This is a genomic window from Pseudomonas sp. RIT-PI-S (assembly GCF_025642975.1).
Classification (GTDB): Bacteria; Pseudomonadota; Gammaproteobacteria; order Pseudomonadales; family Pseudomonadaceae; genus Aquipseudomonas.
In genome coordinates this window covers 23,111-41,298 of record NZ_JANZKJ010000019.1, presented here as the reverse complement: position 1 = coordinate 41,298, position 18,188 = coordinate 23,111, and the positions used below count along the sequence as shown (strand labels likewise).

Below are 18,188 nucleotides of genomic sequence, written 5' to 3'. Positions count from 1 at the left end.
ACGGCGGGGCCGACGGCCGCCAAGGGGCTATTGCGCTGGAAGCGAGAAACGCTGGCCAGCCATCAACAGTACCAGCCTGGAAAGGCCTACCCAGACGGAGCCGGGCGCCTGCCCCTTGATCTGCGCATCGAGGGTTTGGGCGTCTTGTAACAAGTGGTTCCAGCGGGCGGCTGTATAGCGCTGCATGGCCTTGCTCACCAAAGGCCGGCGCTTGTCCCACACTGGCGGTTTCATCTGGCTGAAGGCTTTGTCCAGCGGCACGCCCTGGCTGAACTGCTGCGCTACGCCTGCGAGCGTGCGCAGCTCGCGCGCAAGCGCCCAGAGGATGACCGGCGCTTCGACACCTTCGCCACGCAGCCCTTCGAGCACTCGCAGGGCATGGGTGGCATCGCCAGCGAGCACGGCATCCACCAGCCCAAAAACGTCGAAGCGCGCGCTGTCGGCCACGGCAGCCTGCACCGTCTCCAGGGTGACCTGATTGCCTTCGGCGAGCAGCTTGAGTTTTTCGACCTCCTGAGCGGCAGCCAACAGGTTGCCCTCCACCCGGGCGGCGATCAGCTCAAGTGCTTCGGGCTGCGCCGCGAGGCCCGCCTGGGCCAGGCGTTGGCTGATCCACTGCGGCAATTGGCTGGCATCCACCGGCCATACCTGAACGAACTGTGCATGCTGGGCGTTGATCAGGGCCGATGCCCATTTGCTTTTCTGCGTGCTGGCGTCCAGTTTGGGCAGGCTGATCAGCAGCACCGTGTCTTCGGCCGGGCGCGCGCAATACTCGAGCAGAGCGGCGGCGCCTTTGTCTCCGGGCTTGGCGCCAGGCAGGCGCAATTCCAGCAGGCGCTTTTCAGCGAACAGCGAAAGGCTGGCGCTGGCTTGGAGCAGGCCGCCCCAATCGAAGTTGGCGTCGGCGTTGAACACCTGACGCTCGTCGAAGCCTTGCTTGCGGGCCGCGGCGCGAATGGCGTCCGCCGCTTCCTGGCACAACAGCGGCTCATCGCCGCTGACGATATAGATCGAGGCCAGGGTGCCCTGCAAGTGCTTGCCCAGTTGGGCAGGCGCCAGTTTCATCGCAGGGCCCGGCGGCAGTTACCAGCGGCAATCACTGGGCCGGAACTTCCACTGGCGATTGCTGAGGGGTTTCGTCGCGAATGCGCTGCGCTTCGGCTTCTGCCGCGGCATCGGCGCGGGCCTTGGCGTCGGCCTGTGCTTGCAGTTGCTCCAGTTGCGCGGGGGTGATCCGGCTCAGGCTCAGCATCATCCGCTGGATCAGCTCGCGATGCATTTCGGAGCGAACCCGGGCGGACTCCTGGTCGGAACCGGCCAGGTTGTTGCTGTCGTGCACGTAGATCTTCTGCACATCCATGTGATCGCCTATCAGCACCCGCTGCTGATCGCCGGTAATGGTGTAGTCCAGGCGCAAGCTGAGTTCGATCTCCGAGGAGCGAGCTGAACCGGTATAGGTCGCGCTGCGTTGGTTTTCGTCTTCCTTGGTCAGGTTAAGCGTGTAGGGGGCGCCGGCAACCACCTTCACACCGCTGCGCTCAAGGGCGCTGCGCAGGTCGTTAACGGTCTGGCCGTAGGCGTCGCGGGCCTTGATGTCCAGTTCCTTGATACCCATTTCATTGGTGCCGGTACCACGCAGGTGGAAACCGCAGGCGCTCAGCAACGTGGCGAGCCCCAGTACCAGCAGGTTACGTTTGATCATGCTTGTTGCTCCTTCAAACCTTTTTAGCCGAAGCACCCCGCGGCGCCCGATGGCGCCCGGGGCCGGGATCAGTTGGCGACGATATTGACCAGCTTGCCGGGGACCACGATGACCTTGCGGATGGTCTGGCCTTCGGTGAAGCGCAGCACGTTTTCGTTGGTGCGCGCGGCCGCTTCGACCTCCTCGCGGCTGGCGTCGGCGGGCATGTCGATCTGCCCACGCAACTTGCCGTTCACCTGGATCACCAGGGTGAGGGTGTCTTGCACCAACGCGGCTTCGTCATGGCTCGGCCACGCGGCATCGATCACCGCTTCGGCATGGCCGAGGCACTGCCACAGCTCGTGGGACAGGTGCGGAGTGATCGGCGCCAGCAGCAAGGTCACGGCCTCGAGGCCTTCTTGCAGCAGCGCGCGATCCTGCTCGTTGGCCTGGGGGGCCTTTTCCAACACGTTCATCAGCGTCATCACCTGGGCGATGGCGGTGTTGAACTTGTGATGCAGGCCCACATCCTGGCTGGCTTGGCGGATGGCCAGGTGGATGGCGCGACGCACCACCTTCTGCCCGTCGTCAAGGCCGGCGGCCTGCAACGGGCCGGGCAGGCCCTGAGCGACATGGGCCTGGGCCAGGCGCCAGACGCGCCGCAGGAAACGGTTGGCACCTTCAACGCCAGCGTCCGACCATTCGGCGCTCATGTCGGGCGGCGAGGCGAACATCATGAACAGGCGGCAGGTATCGGCGCCGAACTGGTCGATCATCGACTGTGGGTCTACGCCGTTGTTCTTGGACTTGGACATCTTCTCGGTGCCACCGATTTCCACCGGCAGGCCATCGCTGCGCAGCTTGGCGCTGATGACCTTGGCCTTGGCATCGCGCTCCAGGTCGACGTCGGCCGGGTTGAACCAGGTCTTGCCGCCATTGGCTTCGGTGCGGTAGTAGGTTTCGGCGATCACCATGCCCTGGGTCAGCAGGTTTTGGAACGGCTCGTCGGAGGTCACCAGGCCCTCGTCGCGCATCAGCTTGTGGAAGAAGCGCGCGTAGAGCAGGTGGAGGATCGCGTGTTCGATGCCGCCGATGTATTGATCCACCGGCAACCAATGGTTGGCCGCGGCAGGTGCGACCATGCCTTCCTGATAGTGCGGGGAGGCATAGCGGGCGTAGTACCAGGACGACTCCACGAAGGTGTCCATGGTGTCGGTCTCGCGCCGGGCTGGCTGGCCACAGCGCGGGCAGCTGCATTCGTAGAACTCGGGCATGCGCGCCAAGGGCGAGCCGGCGCCGTCTGGAACCACGTCCTCGGGGAGCACCACCGGCAGTTGGTCCTCGGGGACTGGAACGTCGCCGCAGGCATCGCAGTGGATGATCGGGATCGGGCAACCCCAATAGCGCTGGCGGCTGATGCCCCAGTCGCGCAGACGGTACTGCACCCGGGATTGGCCCAGGTTCTTCTTCAGCAGTGCCACTTCGATGGCATCGAACGCGCCTTCGAAATCAAGGCCATCGAATTCGCCCGAGTTGATCAATTGGCCGTGCTCGCCATACGCCGCCTGCCAAGGGGCAGGGGTAAGGTCGCCAGCGCTGGTGCGGACCACCGGCTTGATCGGCAGGTCGTACTTGCTGGCGAACTCGAAGTCGCGCTCGTCGTGGGCAGGCACTGCCATGACCGCGCCGTCACCGTAATGCATCAATACGTAGTTGGCGACCCACACCGGCAGCTTCTCGCCGGTCAGTGGATGTTCCACGAACAGCGCCGTGGCGCGACCCTTCTTCTCCTGGGTGGCCATGTCCGCCTCGGCGACGCTGCCTGCCTTGCATTCAGCGATGAACGCTTGCAGGTCTGCATCGTCGCGGGCGGCCAGGGTCGCCAGGGGATGTTCGGCGGCGACGGCTACGTAGGTGGCGCCCATTAGGGTGTCGGGGCGCGTGGTGAAGACCTTCAGCACGCCTTCTTCGCCAATCGACGCCTGGTCGTAAGGGAAGCGAACCTCCATCCCTTTGGACTTGCCGATCCAGTTGCGCTGCATGGTCTTGACCTGCTCGGGCCAGCCCGGCAGGTCGTCGAGGCCTTTGAGCAGCTCCTCGGCGTAGGCGGTGATCTTGAAGTAGTACATCGGGATTTCCCGCTTCTCGATCACTGCGCCGGAACGCCAGCCGCGGCCGTCGATCACCTGCTCGTTGGCCAGGACGGTCTGGTCGACCGGGTCCCAGTTCACAGTGCCGTTCTTGCGGTAGATCACGCCTTTTTCGAACAGGCGGGTGAACAGCCACTGCTCCCAGCGGTAGTAGTCAGGCTTGCAGGTGGTGACTTCCCGCGACCAGTCGATGGCCAGGCCCAGGCTCTTGAGCTGGGTCTTCATGTAGGCAATGTTTTCGTAGGTCCATTTGGCCGGGGCGACGTTGTTCTTCATCGCGGCGTTTTCCGCCGGCATGCCGAACGCGTCCCAGCCCATAGGCTGCAGTACGTTTTTGCCCAGCATGCGCTGGTAGCGAGCGATCACATCGCCGATGGTGTAGTTGCGCACGTGCCCCATGTGCAGCTTGCCGCTGGGGTAGGGGAACATCGACAGGCAGTAGTAGGTCGGCTTGCCGGGCTCTTCACTGACTTCGAAGGACTTGCGTGCGTCCCAGAAGGCTTGGGCGGCGGCTTCAATTTCGCGAGGCTGGTAGTGTTCGTGCATGGCTACTTTTGGCTGGGGAAGTGCAGGCTCGGGCTGGAGGGCGCAGCGGCCCACGATCCAGTGCGTTGATGAACGCCGTAGCATACATGACCCCCGCGGGGCCTGTGAAACGCTGATTTGCCCGGATTCTCCGTTGGTCGCAGCGCCGAGCCTGCGTGGCGGGCGGCGCTAAGCTGTTGGGTGGGGAATGAAGTTTCGTCAGCAGAGAGGTGAGCGGATGGTGGAAACACATCTCACAGCCATTAAACCGGAGCTTTACGACCGTTTGATCGACCGCCTGGGCTTGGCCCTGGATGCAATGCGCACCTCTGTACACCTGCGCAATGAAGTGCCGGCCGAGCTTGAGCTCAAAGGTCTTAGCCGTGCCGAATTCGATTGGCTCAAAGCCTACTTGCATGCGAGCGCCGCCAACGTTCCGGCCCCTGTGGTCCGGGCGGTCGCGGAGCGTGGCAGTAATGTGTTGTGGCTCAAGGACAGGCGTCGTCGGGGCAACCGAGGCGGCGCCCAGGCGATGCCGTTCGAGTAATGCTGTAGGCTTCGGGCACTCAACCAAGGAACGGTGCCCGATGCTTCCTCGCTACATCCTCAAGCAACTGTTCTTCCCCCCTGGCATTCTGATTCTTCTGCTGCTGCTCGGTTGGCTGCTGCGCCGTCGCGCACCGCGGGCGGCTGCCGGCTGTTTCGTGCTGGGCTTGCTGGGGCTTACGCTGATGAGCCTGCCGGTGGTGGTGCAACAAACAGCAACGGTGCTGGAAACCGAGCCGCCGCTGTCGCTCCAAGCCTGGCCGGGCCTGGCCCAGCGTGCCGAGGTCATTGTGGTGCTGGGTGCAGGCCGCGAGCGCGGCGACCCGGCCTGGGGCGGCGAAGACCAACCCACGGGTATCGCGCTGGAGCGTATGCGTTATGCAGCGGCCCTGGCCCGCGCCAGCGGATTGCCGCTGCTCACCTCTGGGGGCTTGCACTACGGTGAACCGCCGAGCGAGGCCGAGATCATGGCCAGGTCCCTCAAAAGCGACTTCAACGTGGACACCCGCTGGGTTGAACCGCGCAGCCGTACCACCTGGGAAAACGCCACCCTGAGCGCTGAACTGCTCAAGGCCCAGGGTATACACAAGGTGGTCGTCGTGACCCAGGCCTGGCATATGCCGCGTGCCCGCTGGAGCTTCGAGCGGGCGGGGCTGGAAGTAGTGAGCGCGCCGGTGGGCTTCCTCGGTCGTAGCAGCGGCCGGCCGCTGGGCGGCTGGGTGCCCGATGCCAAGGCCGTGTGGCAGAACGGCCAATTGCTCAACGAAGTGATTGGCCAGCTCGGCTACCGGTTGTTTTATTGAACAGCCGTGGCTGCAGGTAGCTGCTGCCCGGCTTTGCGGCGATGCCAGAGTGCCCAGCCGAAGATCACCGCGCACAGGCCGATCAGTGGCCACGACCGCCAATGCAGGTAAGGCGTGAGGCCCGCCATGGGCACAACCTCGCCATACATTACGCCGACTTCGAACGAGGGCAGGCGCTCGGTAATGCGCCCTTGCGGGTCGATCAGGGCAGTGACCCCACTATTGGTCGCGCGGATCATCCAGCGGCCCGCTTCCAGGGCGCGCATCTGCGCCATCTGCAGGTGTTGTAGCGGGCCGATGGAGGTGCCGAACCAGGTGTCATTGCTGATGGTCAGCAGCAGGTCGCTGCGGGCGGCCATGCCAGCGGCAAATTCCGGGTACACCACTTCGTAGCAGATGAACGGCGCTATCTGGTAACCCTTGGCCTGCAACAGAGGCTGGTCCGCCGGGCCGCGGGCGAAGTCTGACATTGGCAGGTCGAAGAAGGCGATCAGCCCACGCAGAAGCTCTTGCAGGGGCACGTACTCGCCGAAAGGCACCAGCTTTTGCTTGAGGTAGGTGCCTTCTCCAACCCCGGTGACGGTAATCCCGTTGAAGTACCGCCGCTGGTTGTCCACTTCCTGGCGGATCGGTACGCCGGTGATCAGCGCCGACTGACGATTGCTGGCGAAGTCTCCCAAGCGGCTTAGGTAGCCGCGGGCGTTGTCCAGCAGCACCGGCACTGCAGTCTCCGGCCAGATGACCAGGTCGGTGCGGCGCGCCCGCAGCGTGAGGTCTCGATAGAGCTCCAATTGGGCGTCGATCTGCGCGGGGTCCCACTTCAGGCTTTGGGCAATGTTGCCCTGGAGCGCGGCGACCGTCAGCGGTTTGCCGGCGGGTTGCGTCCAGGCCCTGCCTTGCAGCAGTTGGGCCGCCAGCCAAGGCGCCAGCAACAGCAGTGCGGCCGCTGTCAGCGAGCGCCTGTGGCTGCGCAGCCGTGGCAGGTTGCACAAGGCTGCGGCGCTCAAGGCCAGGCTGAAGGACACCAACCATAGGCCGCCCAGCGGAGCGAGCCCGGCGAGCGGGCCGTCAAGTTGGCTGTAACCCATGTACAGCCAGGGGAAACCGGTCAGGAACCAGCCGCGGAAGGCTTCCTGGCCCGCCCAGAGGGCGGCGAACCCGAGGGTATCGGCCAGTGGTGCTTCGTTGCGACGCAGCAGGCGCGCCCATAGCCACGCGGGCAGGGCGAAGAACAGCGCTACGCCGGCGATGAAGCCGAGCATCAACAGGCCCGCCAGCAGCGCCGAAGCGCCGCCGTAGGTGTGAATGCTCACGTAGATCCAGCTGGTACCGGCTGCGAAGGTGCCGAACCCGTAGCACCAGCCTCGCAGTAGGGCCTGGCGCGGGCTCAGGTGACGCAGGCCAACGTAGAACAAGGCAAGCGACACCACGGCCAGGGGCCAGATGTTGAATGGCGCCAGGGCCAGCGTCGTCAGGGCGCCGGCCACCGCGGCCAGCAGGTTACCGGGCCAGCCGGGGTGGGTAATCCAACGCATGTGTCTCGTGGCGTCCTTAGCGGTTGATCGGGGTCAGGCGCAGCAGGTGGATGCGCCGGCTGTCGGCGTTGAGGATGCGGAAACGGTAGTTGCCGATCTCGGTGGTCTCGTTGCGCTTGGGCAGGTGGCCGAAGGCGCTCATCACCAGGCCGCCGATGGTATCGAACTCGTCGTCGGAAAACCCGCTGTCGAAACACTCGTTGAAGTTCTCGATCGGCGTCAGTGCCTTGACCAGGAAGTCTCCGCTCGGCAGCGGCTTGATGTAGCTGTCTTCCTCAACGTCATGCTCATCTTCGATGTCGCCCACGATTTGCTCGAGCACGTCTTCGATGGTAACCAGGCCAGCGACTCCGCCGTATTCATCGATCACGATCGCCATGTGGTTGTGGTTGGCGCGGAATTCACGCAACAACACATTGAGGCGCTTGGACTCAGGCACGAAAGTGGCCGGGCGCAGCAGGTCCTTGATGTTGAAGCCGTCGGTGCTGCCCTGGAGGATCAGCGGCAGCAGGTCCTTGGCCAACAGCACGCCGAGCACCTCGTCATGGTTCTCGCCCATGACCGGGTAGCGCGAGTGGGCTGCCTCGATCACCGAGGGGAGAAAATCCTTGGGGGTTTGCACCGCCTTGATGGTGATCATCTGCGAGCGCGGGACCATGATGTCCCTGACCTGCAGGTCGGCGACCTGGATGGCGCCTTCAACGATGCTCAGGGCTTCGCTGTCCAGCAATTTATTGCTGTGGGCTTCTCGCAGGAGCTCCAGCAGCTCCTGACGGTTTTTCGGCTCATGGACAAAAGCCTGGGTGATTTTTTCCAGCCAGGACTTCTGCCCGTTGCTCGATCGATCTTCGCTCATGGCGTTGTTACTCGTGTTCCTTGATACAGCGGCTTAAGGGGTGAGGGGCGTGGTGACGGTTTCAGCATAGGGATCGGGATGCCCCAGTTCTGCAAGCAACTCCCGTTCCAGGCTTTCCATTTCCTCGGCTTCGTCGTCGTCGAGGTGGTCGTAGCCCAGCAAGTGCAAGCAGCCATGGATCACCATGTGCGCCCAGTGGGCTTCAGCCGGTTTGCCTTGTTCGGCCGCTTCGCGCTCGACCACCGCGGCACAGATCACCAGGTCGCCCAGCAGCGGGATGTCCAACAGATCGTCCGGCACATCTGCCGGGAACGACAATACGTTGGTGGGGTAGTCCCGCTGGCGGTAGGTCTTGTTCAGCGCCTGCCCTTCCGCTTCGTCAACGATGCGGATCGTGAGTTCCGAGTCGGCGGTGCGTTGGCGCAAGGCAAGCTCGCACCACCGGCGCAGCTGCGCCTCTGTAGGCGTCTGCCGCGAACTGGCTTGTTGCAGGTCGAGTTCAACCATGAGGGGCGGCATCCCGCGCCTTGGCGTCCTCGAAGCGCTCGTAGGCCTCCACGATTCGCTGCACCAGCGGGTGGCGAACCACGTCCTTGGGCTTGAAGTGCGTGAAGCTGATGCCCGGCACGTCCTTGAGCACTTCCATCACATGGGCCAAGCCCGAACGGGTGCCCTTGGGCAGGTCGACCTGGGTGATGTCACCGGTGATGACCGCAGTGGAGCCGAAGCCAATGCGGGTGAGGAACATCTTCATCTGCTCGGTGGTGGTGTTCTGGCTTTCGTCGAGGATGATGAAGCTGTTGTTCAGGGTACGCCCGCGCATATAGGCCAAAGGCGCGATTTCAATCACCTGGCGCTCGATCAGCTTGGCCACGTGCTCGAAGCCGAGCATCTCGTAGAGCGCATCGTAGAGCGGTCGCAGGTAGGGGTCGATCTTCTGCGCGAGGTCCCCGGGCAAGAAGCCAAGCTTTTCTCCGGCTTCCACGGCTGGCCGCACCAGCAGAATGCGCCGCACTTGTTCGCGCTCGAGCGCGTCCACCGCGCAGGCCACGGCCAGGTAAGTCTTGCCAGTGCCCGCCGGGCCAATGCCGAAGTTGATGTCGTTGGCGAGAATCGCCTTCACATACCGCTGCTGATTCAGCCCGCGTGGGCGAATCATCCCCTTGCGGGTACGCAGGGTGACGGCAACTTCATTGTTGGCGGGGTTGTCCAGCTCCTCTACCGCCGACTCCTGCAGGAACAGGTGAACCAGGTCAGGCGACAGCTCGGTCGCCTTGGTTTCCCGATACAGGCGGCGCAGAAGAAGCTCAGCGGAGTGGGTATGCCCGGGCTCGCCGATCAGCTCGAACTGGTTGCCCCGGTTGCGGATTTCCACATCCAGGCGCTGTTCGAGCAGGCGCAAGTGCTCGTCGAATTGGCCGCAGAGGTTGGCGAAGCGGCGAGCTTCAAAGGGCTCCAGGGTGAAACGATGGGGTTCTATGGGTGCGTTCAAGGTCGTTTTGTGGCCGCTCTACGGCGAAGAAAGTGGGGCCAAGGATAACCCCAGTAACCGGCAGGGGAAAGCGCAACGCTGTTTCCCGGCGACCGAGGGGGCTTCTCCATGAACACCGCTGAGTTCATTCGCAGGCGTTGCCCGGCCCTCAAGTGGCTGGCGTCGGCCTGCGAACCCTCGAGCGCAGCTGGTTCGCGGGCGTTGCCCGCCTCCCACAGGGCCAAGCCTGGATTCATGCTATGATCGCCGCCCTTTTCTTGTCCGATTGTTTCCCTGGCCCAACGATGACCAAGCGCGACGCACCCATTTTCAAAGTGATTTTCCTCAACCAGGGCCAGGTCTTCGAGATGTATGCCAAGCACATCTACCAGAGCGAGCTGTGGGGCTTTCTCGAGGTGGAGGAGTTCGTGTTCGGCGAGCGCACGCAGATGATCGTCGATCCCAGCGAAGAGAAGCTCAAGGCGCAGTTCGAGGGCGTGGTGCGCAGCTTCGTGCCGGTGCATTCGATCGTACGCATCGACGAGGTCGAGCGCCTGGGCATTGCGAAGATTTCCGAAGCCAGGGCGGTAGGGAACGTGATGCCATTCCCGGTACCGATGCCAGATAAATAAGCTGCAAGTGGCACGCTATGCGCCATAGCGTCACGGCAAGGGCGAGAAGGGGGTGCGACCGTCGGCGGTCTGCAGTTCCAGCAGGTATTTACGGAAAATCTGCCCCAGCACGAGCGTGGCTCGCTCCAGGTCTTCGTGGCTCATGCTGGCCGACACTTCGTCGGCTGAGTCCAGCGCGTCTTCAGCGCCGTTGACTGCCGCCATCTTCAGCACGATGTAAGCCTGCACGTTATTGGCTGGCACCCCTTCGCCGCGAAAGAACATCAACCCCAGGTGATATTGCGCCTCGGCATGCCCTTGCAACGAGGCTTGCTCGAAGTAGCTCAACGCCTGGTTGAGGTCGCGCTCGGTCTGCTTGCCGTCGTAATAGAACCGCCCCAGCTCGTACTGAGCCTGGGCGTCGCCCGCCGATGCCGATTGCTGGCAGGTCGCGATGGCCTGGGCCAGATCCGCCGCGGCGCCGTCGAGCGTGCAGCGGCTAGGCGCGGGCACCAGCAACGAGTTGCCGCCGGCCTGGGCCAGCAGCGGTTCGAGGAGCAACAGGCAGCCCATGGCGAGGGCGCGGCCGGTGCGGTTCATGGGGATCGATTTACCTCTGAGCGGGTGGGCGGGGCCACCCTCGGGATAACAATGCACACATTATGAAATAAGCCGGGGACACCTTACAAAGTGTTTACTAGGATTTTTCCTTGCAATAGCCGCGCCGGCCCCTTGCTGGCACCGGCGGCGCCCGGATTACAGGCGGGTGAACGCGCGTTCGGCGGCGTCCAGGGTGATCTTCAGCTCGGTCTCGCCATGGGCAATGGAGGTAAAGCCTGCCTCGAACGCGCTGGGTGCCAGGTAAACGCCACCTTCCAGCATCAGATGGAAGAAGCGCTTGAAACGTTCCGCGTCACTGGCCATCACGTCCTGGAAGGTCACGATGTCATCCGCACCGCTGAAGTAAAGGCCGAACATGCCTCCCGCCTGGGTCGTCACGAAGGGGATCTGTGCGGCGTCCGCGCGTTGTTGCAGGCCGTCGAGCAGGTTGCTGGTGTAGGTGCTCAGCTCGTCGTGGAAGCCTGGGCGGCTGATCAGCTTGAGCGTGGTGAGGCCGGCGGCCATGGCCAGCGGGTTACCCGAGAGGGTGCCGGCCTGGTACACCGGGCCTAGTGGCGCGATATACGACATGATCTCGCGCTTGCCACCGAAGCAGCCCACCGGCATGCCACCGCCGATGATCTTGCCGAACGTGGACAGGTCTGGGGTGACCCCGTAATACGCCTGGGCGCCGCCGAGCGCTACGCGAAAGCCGGTCATCACTTCATCGAAGATCAGCACTACGCCATGGCGGTCGCACAAGGTGCGCAGGCCTTCAAGGAAGCCTGGTGCAGGAGGCACGCAGTTCATGTTGCCGGCAACCGGCTCAACGATGATGCAGGCCACTTCCCCGCCTTGCTCGGCAAGGGTTTTCTCGACCTCTTCAAGGTCATTGAAGGGCAGGGTAAGGGTATGCCGGGCAAAGGCCGCCGGCACGCCGGGGGAGCTCGGTACGCCCAGGGTCAGCGCGCCGCTGCCCGCCTTGACCAGCAGGCTGTCGGAATGGCCGTGATAGCAGCCCTCGAACTTGATGATGCTGTCGCGACCGGTGTAGCCCCGGGCCAGGCGGATCGCGCTCATGGTTGCCTCGGTGCCGGAGCTGACCATGCGCACCATGTCCATGGAAGGCACCAGCGAGCAAACGAGCTCGGCCATGCGGGTTTCCATCTCGGTTGGGGCGCCATACGACAACCCGTGTTCGAGTTGATCGCGAACCGCCTGGAGCACGTCTGGATGGCTGTGGCCGAGAATCATCGGCCCCCACGAGCCTACGTAGTCGACATAACGCTTGTCGTCTTCGTCGGTGACATAGGCACCAGCGGCATGCTTGAAGAACAGCGGCGTGCCGCCAACGCTCTTGAAGGCGCGCACAGGCGAGTTGACGCCACCGGGGATGTGTTTCTGGGCGGCGGCGAAGAGGTTTTCGGAGCGGGACATGGGGCGGGTTCTCTCAAGTCGATTCAGGCGTTGAACAGCGCATTGAAGGCGCGGGCGCGACGGGTCACTTCAGCGGCGCTGTCGGCAGCGAAGAGCGCGTGCACCACGGCAAGCAGGTCGGCGCCGCGTTCGAGCAGCAGGGGCGCGTTTTCGAGGGTGATACCGCCGATCACGCAGATCGGCAGCTTCAACTGGCGGCGTGCGTCGCAGAGCAGATCGAGGCTCGCCGGCGGCGCTTCGGGTTTGGTCATCGAGCTGAAAAACCGCCCGAATGCCACATAACTCGCCCCATCGGCCGCGGCCTGGCTGGCGAGGTCGAGGCTGGCGTGGCAGGTCGCGCCAATGATTGCCTTGCGGCCAAGCAAGCTGCGCGCCGGGGGCAAGGGGCCATCGGTTTGGCCCAAGTGAACCCCTACGCCCAGGCGGGCGGCGAGCTCCGCGTCGTCGTTGATGATCAGCCGGGTGTTATACGCCTCGCACAGGCGGTTGAGCGCTTCGGCCTCACGTAGGCGACGGGCATCCTCGCGGCGCTTGTCGCGGTATTGCAGCAAGGTGATGCCACCGTCCAGCGCCGCTTTCACGTAATCGAGAAAGTGCCCATCGAGGAGCTGGTGGTCGGTGATGGCGTACAGGCCGCGTAGTTTCATCTCTTACCTCTCACGCCCGTGGCGGGCTCGGCGCGGCCGGGCAGGCATGGCCCGGCCAGCGCGGCTCAGGAGCAAAAATCCAGGGGCAGCCGACGCGGAACATATTGGCCTTGGCCGAGGCGCTCGGCGTCACGCAGCGTGCGCCAGGTGTAGTCCAGGGCCGAGTTCACTGCGCTGGCCAGGCCCTCGCCCAGGGCCAGGCGGCCGGCCAAGGCGCTGGCCAGGGTGCATCCAGAGCCATGGTAGCTGCCGGGTAGGCGCTCGCAAGTGCGGGTATCGCGCAGGCCATCGCGGCCATACAGCCGGTTATGGATCTGCTGTTCGTCGCCGTGGCCGCCGGTAATCAATACATTGGCGCAATGAACCAGCAGCTTCTGGGCGCAGGCCTCGGCGCTGCCCTCGGGCAGCTCGGCGAGGATCCGCGCCTCTGGGAGGTTGGGCGTGGTGATGGTCGCCAGCGGCAGGACCTTCTCGCGGATCGCATAACCGACTTCATCCTTGCCCAGGCGCCCGCCACCCCCGGCGCGCAGCACGGGGTCGCAGACCACCGGCACGCCCGGGTTGGCGAGGATCAGCTCGACCACCGTGTCGACCATCTCGAGCGAGCCAAGCATGCCCAGCTTGATCGCCGCGATCGGTGAGTCGGCCATCACCGCTTGAGCCTGGGCCAGCACCCAGGCACGGTCGAGCACGCGAAAATCCGTAACGTCCACGGTGTTTTGCACCGTCAACGCGGTCACGGCGGGCGCGGCATGGCAGCCTTGTGCAAGCAGCGCTTCGATATCGGCTTGAAGGCCGGCGCCACCGCTTGGGTCATGGCCGGAGAGGCAGAGAACGACAGGGCGAGAAGTGTAGGTATTCATGGGCCGCGAGCTTATCACCAAACCCTCGCCCGGGCCCATGGCGGCCGGGGAATTTCACCCCGTGAAAGCAGCGCGACCGACGGCTGCGCGATGGCCGTCGGCAATTGTAGCAAGCAGGATGCAGAGGCCAGCGGCTATGGTAGGATGCGGCAAAATTGATAACAGGTTGCCAGCACGTCGACTCAAAGGGAAATTGGGGGCTTCCCGATGCTGCAGGTGGCTTTGGCCGGGGCCGTATGCGCTACATTCTCCTTTTGCTGCTGTGCTGGTTGCCGTCGCTGGCAACCGCTATCGACTTCGACGACAGTACCCGTAATCTCCCTCTGGGGCAGGAACTGACGTATTTCGAAGACAAAACCGGTGCCGCTACCCTAGACCAGGTGCTGGCTCAACCGTTCCGCGCCAATACCACCAGTGTGCTCAACGCGGGGTATTCCAGCTCGGCATTCTGGCTGAAAGCAGACCTGCGTTACCTGCCCCGCCACGACCAAAGCGGTGCGCGCACCTGGCTGCTGGAGCTGGCCTATCCGCCAATGGACCACGTGGACCTCTACCTGCCCGATGGCGACGGTGGCTGGCACTTGGAGGCACAGACCGGGGACGAACTGCCCTGGGCCAGCCGGCCCATCCGGCAGAACAACTATGTGTTCAACCTGGCCTTCAAGCCCGGCGAAGCGCGCACGGTCTTGCTGCGCGTGCAGAGCGAGGGCTCGGTACAGGTACCGCTGTCGCTGTGGTCGGCCGAAGCCTTCCTCGAGGCGCAGCCAGAGCGGTTCTACGTCTTCGGGCTGATCTACGGCGTGCTGCTGGTGATGCTGGTTTACAACCTGTTCATTTACCTGAGCGTGCGAGACACCAGCTACCTTTATTACATCCTCTATATCGCCTCGTTCGGTTTGTATCAGGTGTCGGTCAATGGCGCCGGCATACAGTTCTTCTGGCCGAACAACCCCTGGTGGGCGAACGCCGCCACGCCGTTTTTGATCGGCGCGGCCGCCTTCTTTGGCTGCCAGTTCTCGCGCACGTTCCTGCGTACCGCTAAGCACGGGCGCTGGCTGGACCGCCTGCTCAAGCTGTTGATGGGCGCGGGCGTCGTGGTGATGGCGATGTCGCTGATGGCCGGTTACGGCCTTGCCCTGCGGCTCGCCACCGCGCTGGCGCTGGTTTTCACCGTGGTGATCTTCAGCGCGGGTATCACCGCCTGGCTCAAGGGGCAGCGCCAGGCTCGGTATTTCATGATCGCCTGGTCGGCCTTCCTGCTGGGCGGCATCGTCAATACGCTGATGGTGCTCGGGCTGCTGCCCAATATGTTCCTGACCATGTACGCCAGCCAGTTGGGCTCCGCGCTGGAGGTGGCACTGCTGTCGTTGGCACTGGCAGACCGCATTAACGCTATGCGCGAACAACAGGCCCAGGTGCTCCTCGACGCCGGGCACAAGCTTGAAGTGCTCAACCAGCAACTCTCGGAAAGCAACCGCTTGAAAGATGAGTTCCTGGCCACGGTGACGCATGAACTGCGCACCCCGATGAATGGCGTGATCGGCTCGCTCGAACTGATGCAGACCGTGCCCATGAATGGCGAGCTGACTTCGTACCAGCAAACCGCGTCGCGTTCGGCCCGGGACATGATGCGCATGGTCGACGACATTCTGATCCTCACCGAGCTGCAGGCTGGCCGCTTGAAACCACGGGTCGAGCCGTTCCGCCTGCAGGTGCTGCTCGACAGCCTGCACATGCAGTTCATTGGCCAGGCCAACGAAAAGGGCCTGGCATTGCGCAGCGAGGTGGTGCCGGGCGTTCCCGATATCCTGCGTGGTGACCTGAAGAAAATGGCCCTGTGCCTTGGGCGCTTGCTGGACAACGCCATCAAGTTCACCCGTGAAGGGTCGGTGACCCTCGCCGTGGAAGCGGTCGAGCACCAGTACAGCGAAGTGCGGGTGGTGTTCCGGGTAATCGACACCGGCATCGGCTTGAGCCTGCCTGGGGATTCGCTGTATCAGCAGTTCTATCAAGTGGATGGCTCCATGACCCGCGAGCATGGCGGGCTGGGTATCGGGCTTGCCATTTGCCGGCAGTTGGCGACGCTGCTCGACGGCACGCTCAGCCACCAATCCACGCCCGGCCAGGGCAGTTGCTTTGAGCTGGCGGTCAGCCTGGGCGTGGAGGACGTACCAGTCATCGAACCTGTGCGGCCTCGCCCTACGGCGTCGGCAGCGGGCCGCCAGCCTGGTGAGTGCACGGTGGTGTTGATCGAGAGTGAGCGGGTCGACCAACTGGTGATCCGCGGCATGCTCTTGCGGCTTGGCTATCAAGTGCGCGGCGTCGTCAACGAAATCGCCGCGGTGGAGGCACTGCGCTCGCTCCCTGGGGCGGCCCTGCTGCTCGATGGCAGCGGACCTTTGCCCGCGCTGCTGGAGCAGGTACAGCGCCTGCGGCAATCGGCCGGGGCGATAGAGTTCGGCATGGTCGCGGTCATTGACGGCGCGCCGAGCAGCGAGCGCCAGCGTTGCCTGGACGCAGGCCTGAGCGCCGTGATCGCGCGCCCGGTGCGCTTCGAGACATTCCAGGCGCTGCTCGCCGAGGTGTTGCTCGAACCCTGCCTGATGCTGGAGGGCTAGCAGGGTTACAGCGTTCGGCGCTTTTGCCGCTTTGTGGGCGGGCATGGGCATGCTTCACTTCAAGCATTGCCGATGCCTGTGGAGCCCAGCATGAACCTGCAACAGTTCGCCGAAACGCACCAGGTCAGCAACCAGCCGCCGAGCCTTGATGGTGCCAACCTGTACCGCCTGGACGTGCCATTGCAGGAGTGGTCGCGGCGCTTCGGGGCGGGCTGGGCCCAGGCGCGGATCGACGCTTACGGCGCGTTGGCGGGCGGGCCGCTGATGGCCGCGGGCTTTCTCGCCAATGAGCATCCGCCGGTGTTCCACAGCCATGACCGATATGGCAACCGCCTCGATACCGTGGAGTTTCACCCCGCTTACCATCAGCTGATGGCCACGGCCATCAAGCATGGCCTGCACGCGCTGCCATGGCTCGAGCCGCAGCCCGGCGCGCATGTGGCACGCGCGGCGATGACCTACCTGCACAGCCAGGCGGAGGCCGGTAGCGGATGCCCCTTGACCATGACCTTCGCCAGCGTGCCCGCCTTGCGGCTGCAACCCGACCTCGCCGAGCGCTGGCTGCCCAAGGTGCTGGCCACCGAATACGACCCGCGCAACCTGGAAATAAGCCACAAGGCGGGCGCGACCATCGGCATGGCCATGACCGAGAAACAGGGCGGCACCGATGTGCGCGCCAACACCACCCGAGCCTTTGCGGTGGGCCAGCCAGGCCCGGGGCAGGCTTACGAGCTGCTGGGCCATAAATGGTTTTGCTCGGCGCCCATGTGCGATGCCTTCCTTACCCTGGCGTATACCGACGAGGGGCTGAGCTGTTTCCTGCTGCCGCGGCACCGCCCGGATGGCAGTCGCAATGCCTTTTATATTCAGCGGCTGAAGCACAAGCTGGGTAATCGCTCCAATGCCTCCAGCGAGGTGGAATACCGTGGCGCCCTGGCCTGGATGATCGGCGAGCCAGGGCGTGGCGTACCCACCATCCTCGAAATGGTGGCGATGACCCGTTTCGATTGCATGGTCGGCTCCAGTGCGCTGATGCGCCAGGCGCTGACCCAGGCGATTCACCACTGCACACACCGTAGCGTGGGTGGCCGGCCGTTGGTGGAGCAGCCGTTGATGCAGAATGTGCTCGCCGACCTCGCGCTGGAAAGCGAAGCGGCGCTGGCGCTGAGCTTGCGCATGGGCCAGGCGCTGGACCAGCTCGCCGACCCTGGCCAGGCGCTGTTTGCCCGCCTGGTGACTGCCGTGGGCAAGTACTGGATCTGCAAACGGGCGCCGGGAATGATCAATGAAGCCGCCGAGTGCCTGGGCGGCGCAGGCTATGTGGAGGACAGCATCCTGCCCCGGCTGTACCGCGAGGCGCCGGTGAACTCGACCTGGGAGGGGTCTGGCAACGTGCAGTGCCTGGACGTGCTTCGCGCGCTGTCCAAGGAGCCGGGAGTAGTGGAGGCCTTATTCGCCGAACTGGGGGACGGCCACGGCGATCGCCGCCTGGCCGCCGCGATCCAGCGCTTGCAGGCGGACCTGCGAAACACCGCCGAGCTTCCTTATCGCGCGCGGCAACTGACCGAAGACTTGGCCCTGACCCTGCAAGCCAAGCTGTTGCTCGAAGCCGGTAATAGCGCGGTGAGCGACGGCTTTATGGCCAGCCGCCTGGAACATCGCGCCGGCGCTTACGGCGCCTTGCCGCGTGGCGTGGAGGTACAGGCGCTGGTGCAGCGGTCGGCACCGGGGTTGTGAGCCCAGCGGCCCGGACCATCGCTGGCGCACCGGTTCGTTGTAGGGCTGGGCGATAGCCCGGTGGCCGGATGTTCACTGCCTGCCTGAACATTTCGCACATCCTGTTCG

Annotated in this window: 16 protein-coding genes; 5 read left to right on the top strand and 11 right to left on the bottom strand. The window is 64.2% G+C overall.

Translation table 11 applies throughout. The features are described 5' to 3' along the window. Window positions 1-27: 27 nt before the first annotated feature. From holA to leuS, 3 genes are all read right to left on the bottom strand, one after another. Window positions 28-1,065 (bottom strand): DNA polymerase III subunit delta, encoded by a 1,038-nt coding sequence (gene holA / locus OGL93_RS20620; RefSeq protein ID WP_263264815.1) that lies wholly within the window; start codon window positions 1,063-1,065, stop codon window positions 28-30. 31 nt (window positions 1,066-1,096) lie between these two features. After that, on the bottom strand, window positions 1,097-1,702 hold the full coding sequence (gene lptE / locus OGL93_RS20615; protein WP_263264813.1) for an LPS assembly lipoprotein LptE: 606 nt from the start codon (window positions 1,700-1,702) through the stop codon (window positions 1,097-1,099). 68 nt (window positions 1,703-1,770) lie between these two features. Beyond that, window positions 1,771-4,377 (bottom strand): leucine--tRNA ligase, encoded by a 2,607-nt coding sequence (gene leuS / locus OGL93_RS20610; protein ID WP_263264812.1) that lies wholly within the window; start codon window positions 4,375-4,377, stop codon window positions 1,771-1,773. Between the two features lie 217 nt (window positions 4,378-4,594). Here leuS and OGL93_RS20605 point away from each other — a divergent pair, with 217 nt between their 5' ends. Beyond that, window positions 4,595-4,903 carry a hypothetical protein gene (locus OGL93_RS20605; RefSeq protein ID WP_263264811.1) on the top strand — a complete coding sequence of 103 codons (309 nt, stop codon included), beginning with the start codon at window positions 4,595-4,597 and terminating at the stop codon, window positions 4,901-4,903. 40 nt (window positions 4,904-4,943) lie between these two features. Then, window positions 4,944-5,705, top strand: coding sequence for a YdcF family protein (locus OGL93_RS20600; RefSeq protein WP_263264810.1), 762 nt, complete (start codon window positions 4,944-4,946; stop codon window positions 5,703-5,705). Here the strand turns inward: OGL93_RS20600 and lnt are convergent. From lnt to OGL93_RS20580, 4 genes are read right to left on the bottom strand one after another with little or no spacing between them, the layout of a single operon-like run. Continuing rightward, window positions 5,699-7,240 carry an apolipoprotein N-acyltransferase gene (gene lnt, locus OGL93_RS20595; RefSeq protein WP_263264809.1) on the bottom strand — a complete coding sequence of 514 codons (1,542 nt, stop codon included), beginning with the start codon at window positions 7,238-7,240 and terminating at the stop codon, window positions 5,699-5,701. The genes OGL93_RS20600 and lnt overlap by 7 nt on opposite strands. Window positions 7,241-7,256: 16 nt before the next feature. Continuing rightward, window positions 7,257-8,096, bottom strand: a complete 840-nt coding sequence (locus OGL93_RS20590; protein ID WP_263264808.1) for an HlyC/CorC family transporter — start codon at window positions 8,094-8,096, stop codon at window positions 7,257-7,259. 33 nt (window positions 8,097-8,129) lie between these two features. Continuing rightward, window positions 8,130-8,603, bottom strand: coding sequence for an rRNA maturation RNase YbeY (gene ybeY / locus OGL93_RS20585; protein ID WP_263264807.1), 474 nt, complete (start codon window positions 8,601-8,603; stop codon window positions 8,130-8,132). After that, window positions 8,596-9,588, bottom strand: coding sequence for a PhoH family protein (locus tag OGL93_RS20580; RefSeq protein ID WP_263264806.1), 993 nt, complete (start codon window positions 9,586-9,588; stop codon window positions 8,596-8,598). The genes ybeY and OGL93_RS20580 overlap by 8 nt, the downstream gene beginning before the upstream one ends. A gap of 284 nt (window positions 9,589-9,872) precedes the next feature. On the opposite strand from OGL93_RS20580, the gene OGL93_RS20575 reads away from it, so the two are divergent. After that, the gene (locus tag OGL93_RS20575; protein WP_263264873.1) at window positions 9,873-10,199 is read left to right on the top strand and encodes a DUF1820 family protein; all 327 of its coding nucleotides are present in this window, start codon (window positions 9,873-9,875) and stop codon (window positions 10,197-10,199) included. 30 nt (window positions 10,200-10,229) lie between these two features. Here the strand turns inward: OGL93_RS20575 and OGL93_RS20570 are convergent, their stop codons facing one another. The 4 genes from OGL93_RS20570 to OGL93_RS20555 form a co-directional block, all read right to left on the bottom strand. Then, the gene (locus OGL93_RS20570) at window positions 10,230-10,778 is read right to left on the bottom strand and encodes a tetratricopeptide repeat protein (protein ID WP_263264804.1); all 549 of its coding nucleotides are present in this window, start codon (window positions 10,776-10,778) and stop codon (window positions 10,230-10,232) included. Window positions 10,779-10,934: 156 nt separating this feature from the next. Beyond that, window positions 10,935-12,215 carry a glutamate-1-semialdehyde 2,1-aminomutase gene (hemL, locus tag OGL93_RS20565; protein ID WP_263264802.1) on the bottom strand — a complete coding sequence of 427 codons (1,281 nt, stop codon included), beginning with the start codon at window positions 12,213-12,215 and terminating at the stop codon, window positions 10,935-10,937. 23 nt (window positions 12,216-12,238) lie between these two features. Then, on the bottom strand, window positions 12,239-12,862 hold the full coding sequence (gene thiE, locus OGL93_RS20560) for a thiamine phosphate synthase (protein WP_263264800.1): 624 nt from the start codon (window positions 12,860-12,862) through the stop codon (window positions 12,239-12,241). A 65-nt stretch (window positions 12,863-12,927) separates the two neighbouring features. Next, the gene (locus tag OGL93_RS20555) at window positions 12,928-13,725 is read right to left on the bottom strand and encodes a bifunctional hydroxymethylpyrimidine kinase/phosphomethylpyrimidine kinase (RefSeq protein WP_263264798.1); all 798 of its coding nucleotides are present in this window, start codon (window positions 13,723-13,725) and stop codon (window positions 12,928-12,930) included. Between the two features lie 236 nt (window positions 13,726-13,961). Between OGL93_RS20555 and OGL93_RS20550 the strand changes: the two genes are divergently transcribed. Together OGL93_RS20550 and OGL93_RS20545 are read left to right on the top strand one after the other, a co-directional pair. After that, a complete protein-coding gene (locus OGL93_RS20550) occupies window positions 13,962-16,343 on the top strand; it encodes a 7TM diverse intracellular signaling domain-containing protein (RefSeq protein ID WP_263264796.1) in 2,382 nt (793 codons plus the stop codon). Window positions 16,344-16,433: 90 nt separating this feature from the next. Beyond that, window positions 16,434-18,080, top strand: a complete 1,647-nt coding sequence (locus OGL93_RS20545; protein ID WP_263264794.1) for an acyl-CoA dehydrogenase family protein — start codon at window positions 16,434-16,436, stop codon at window positions 18,078-18,080. Window positions 18,081-18,188: the final 108 nt, after the last annotated feature.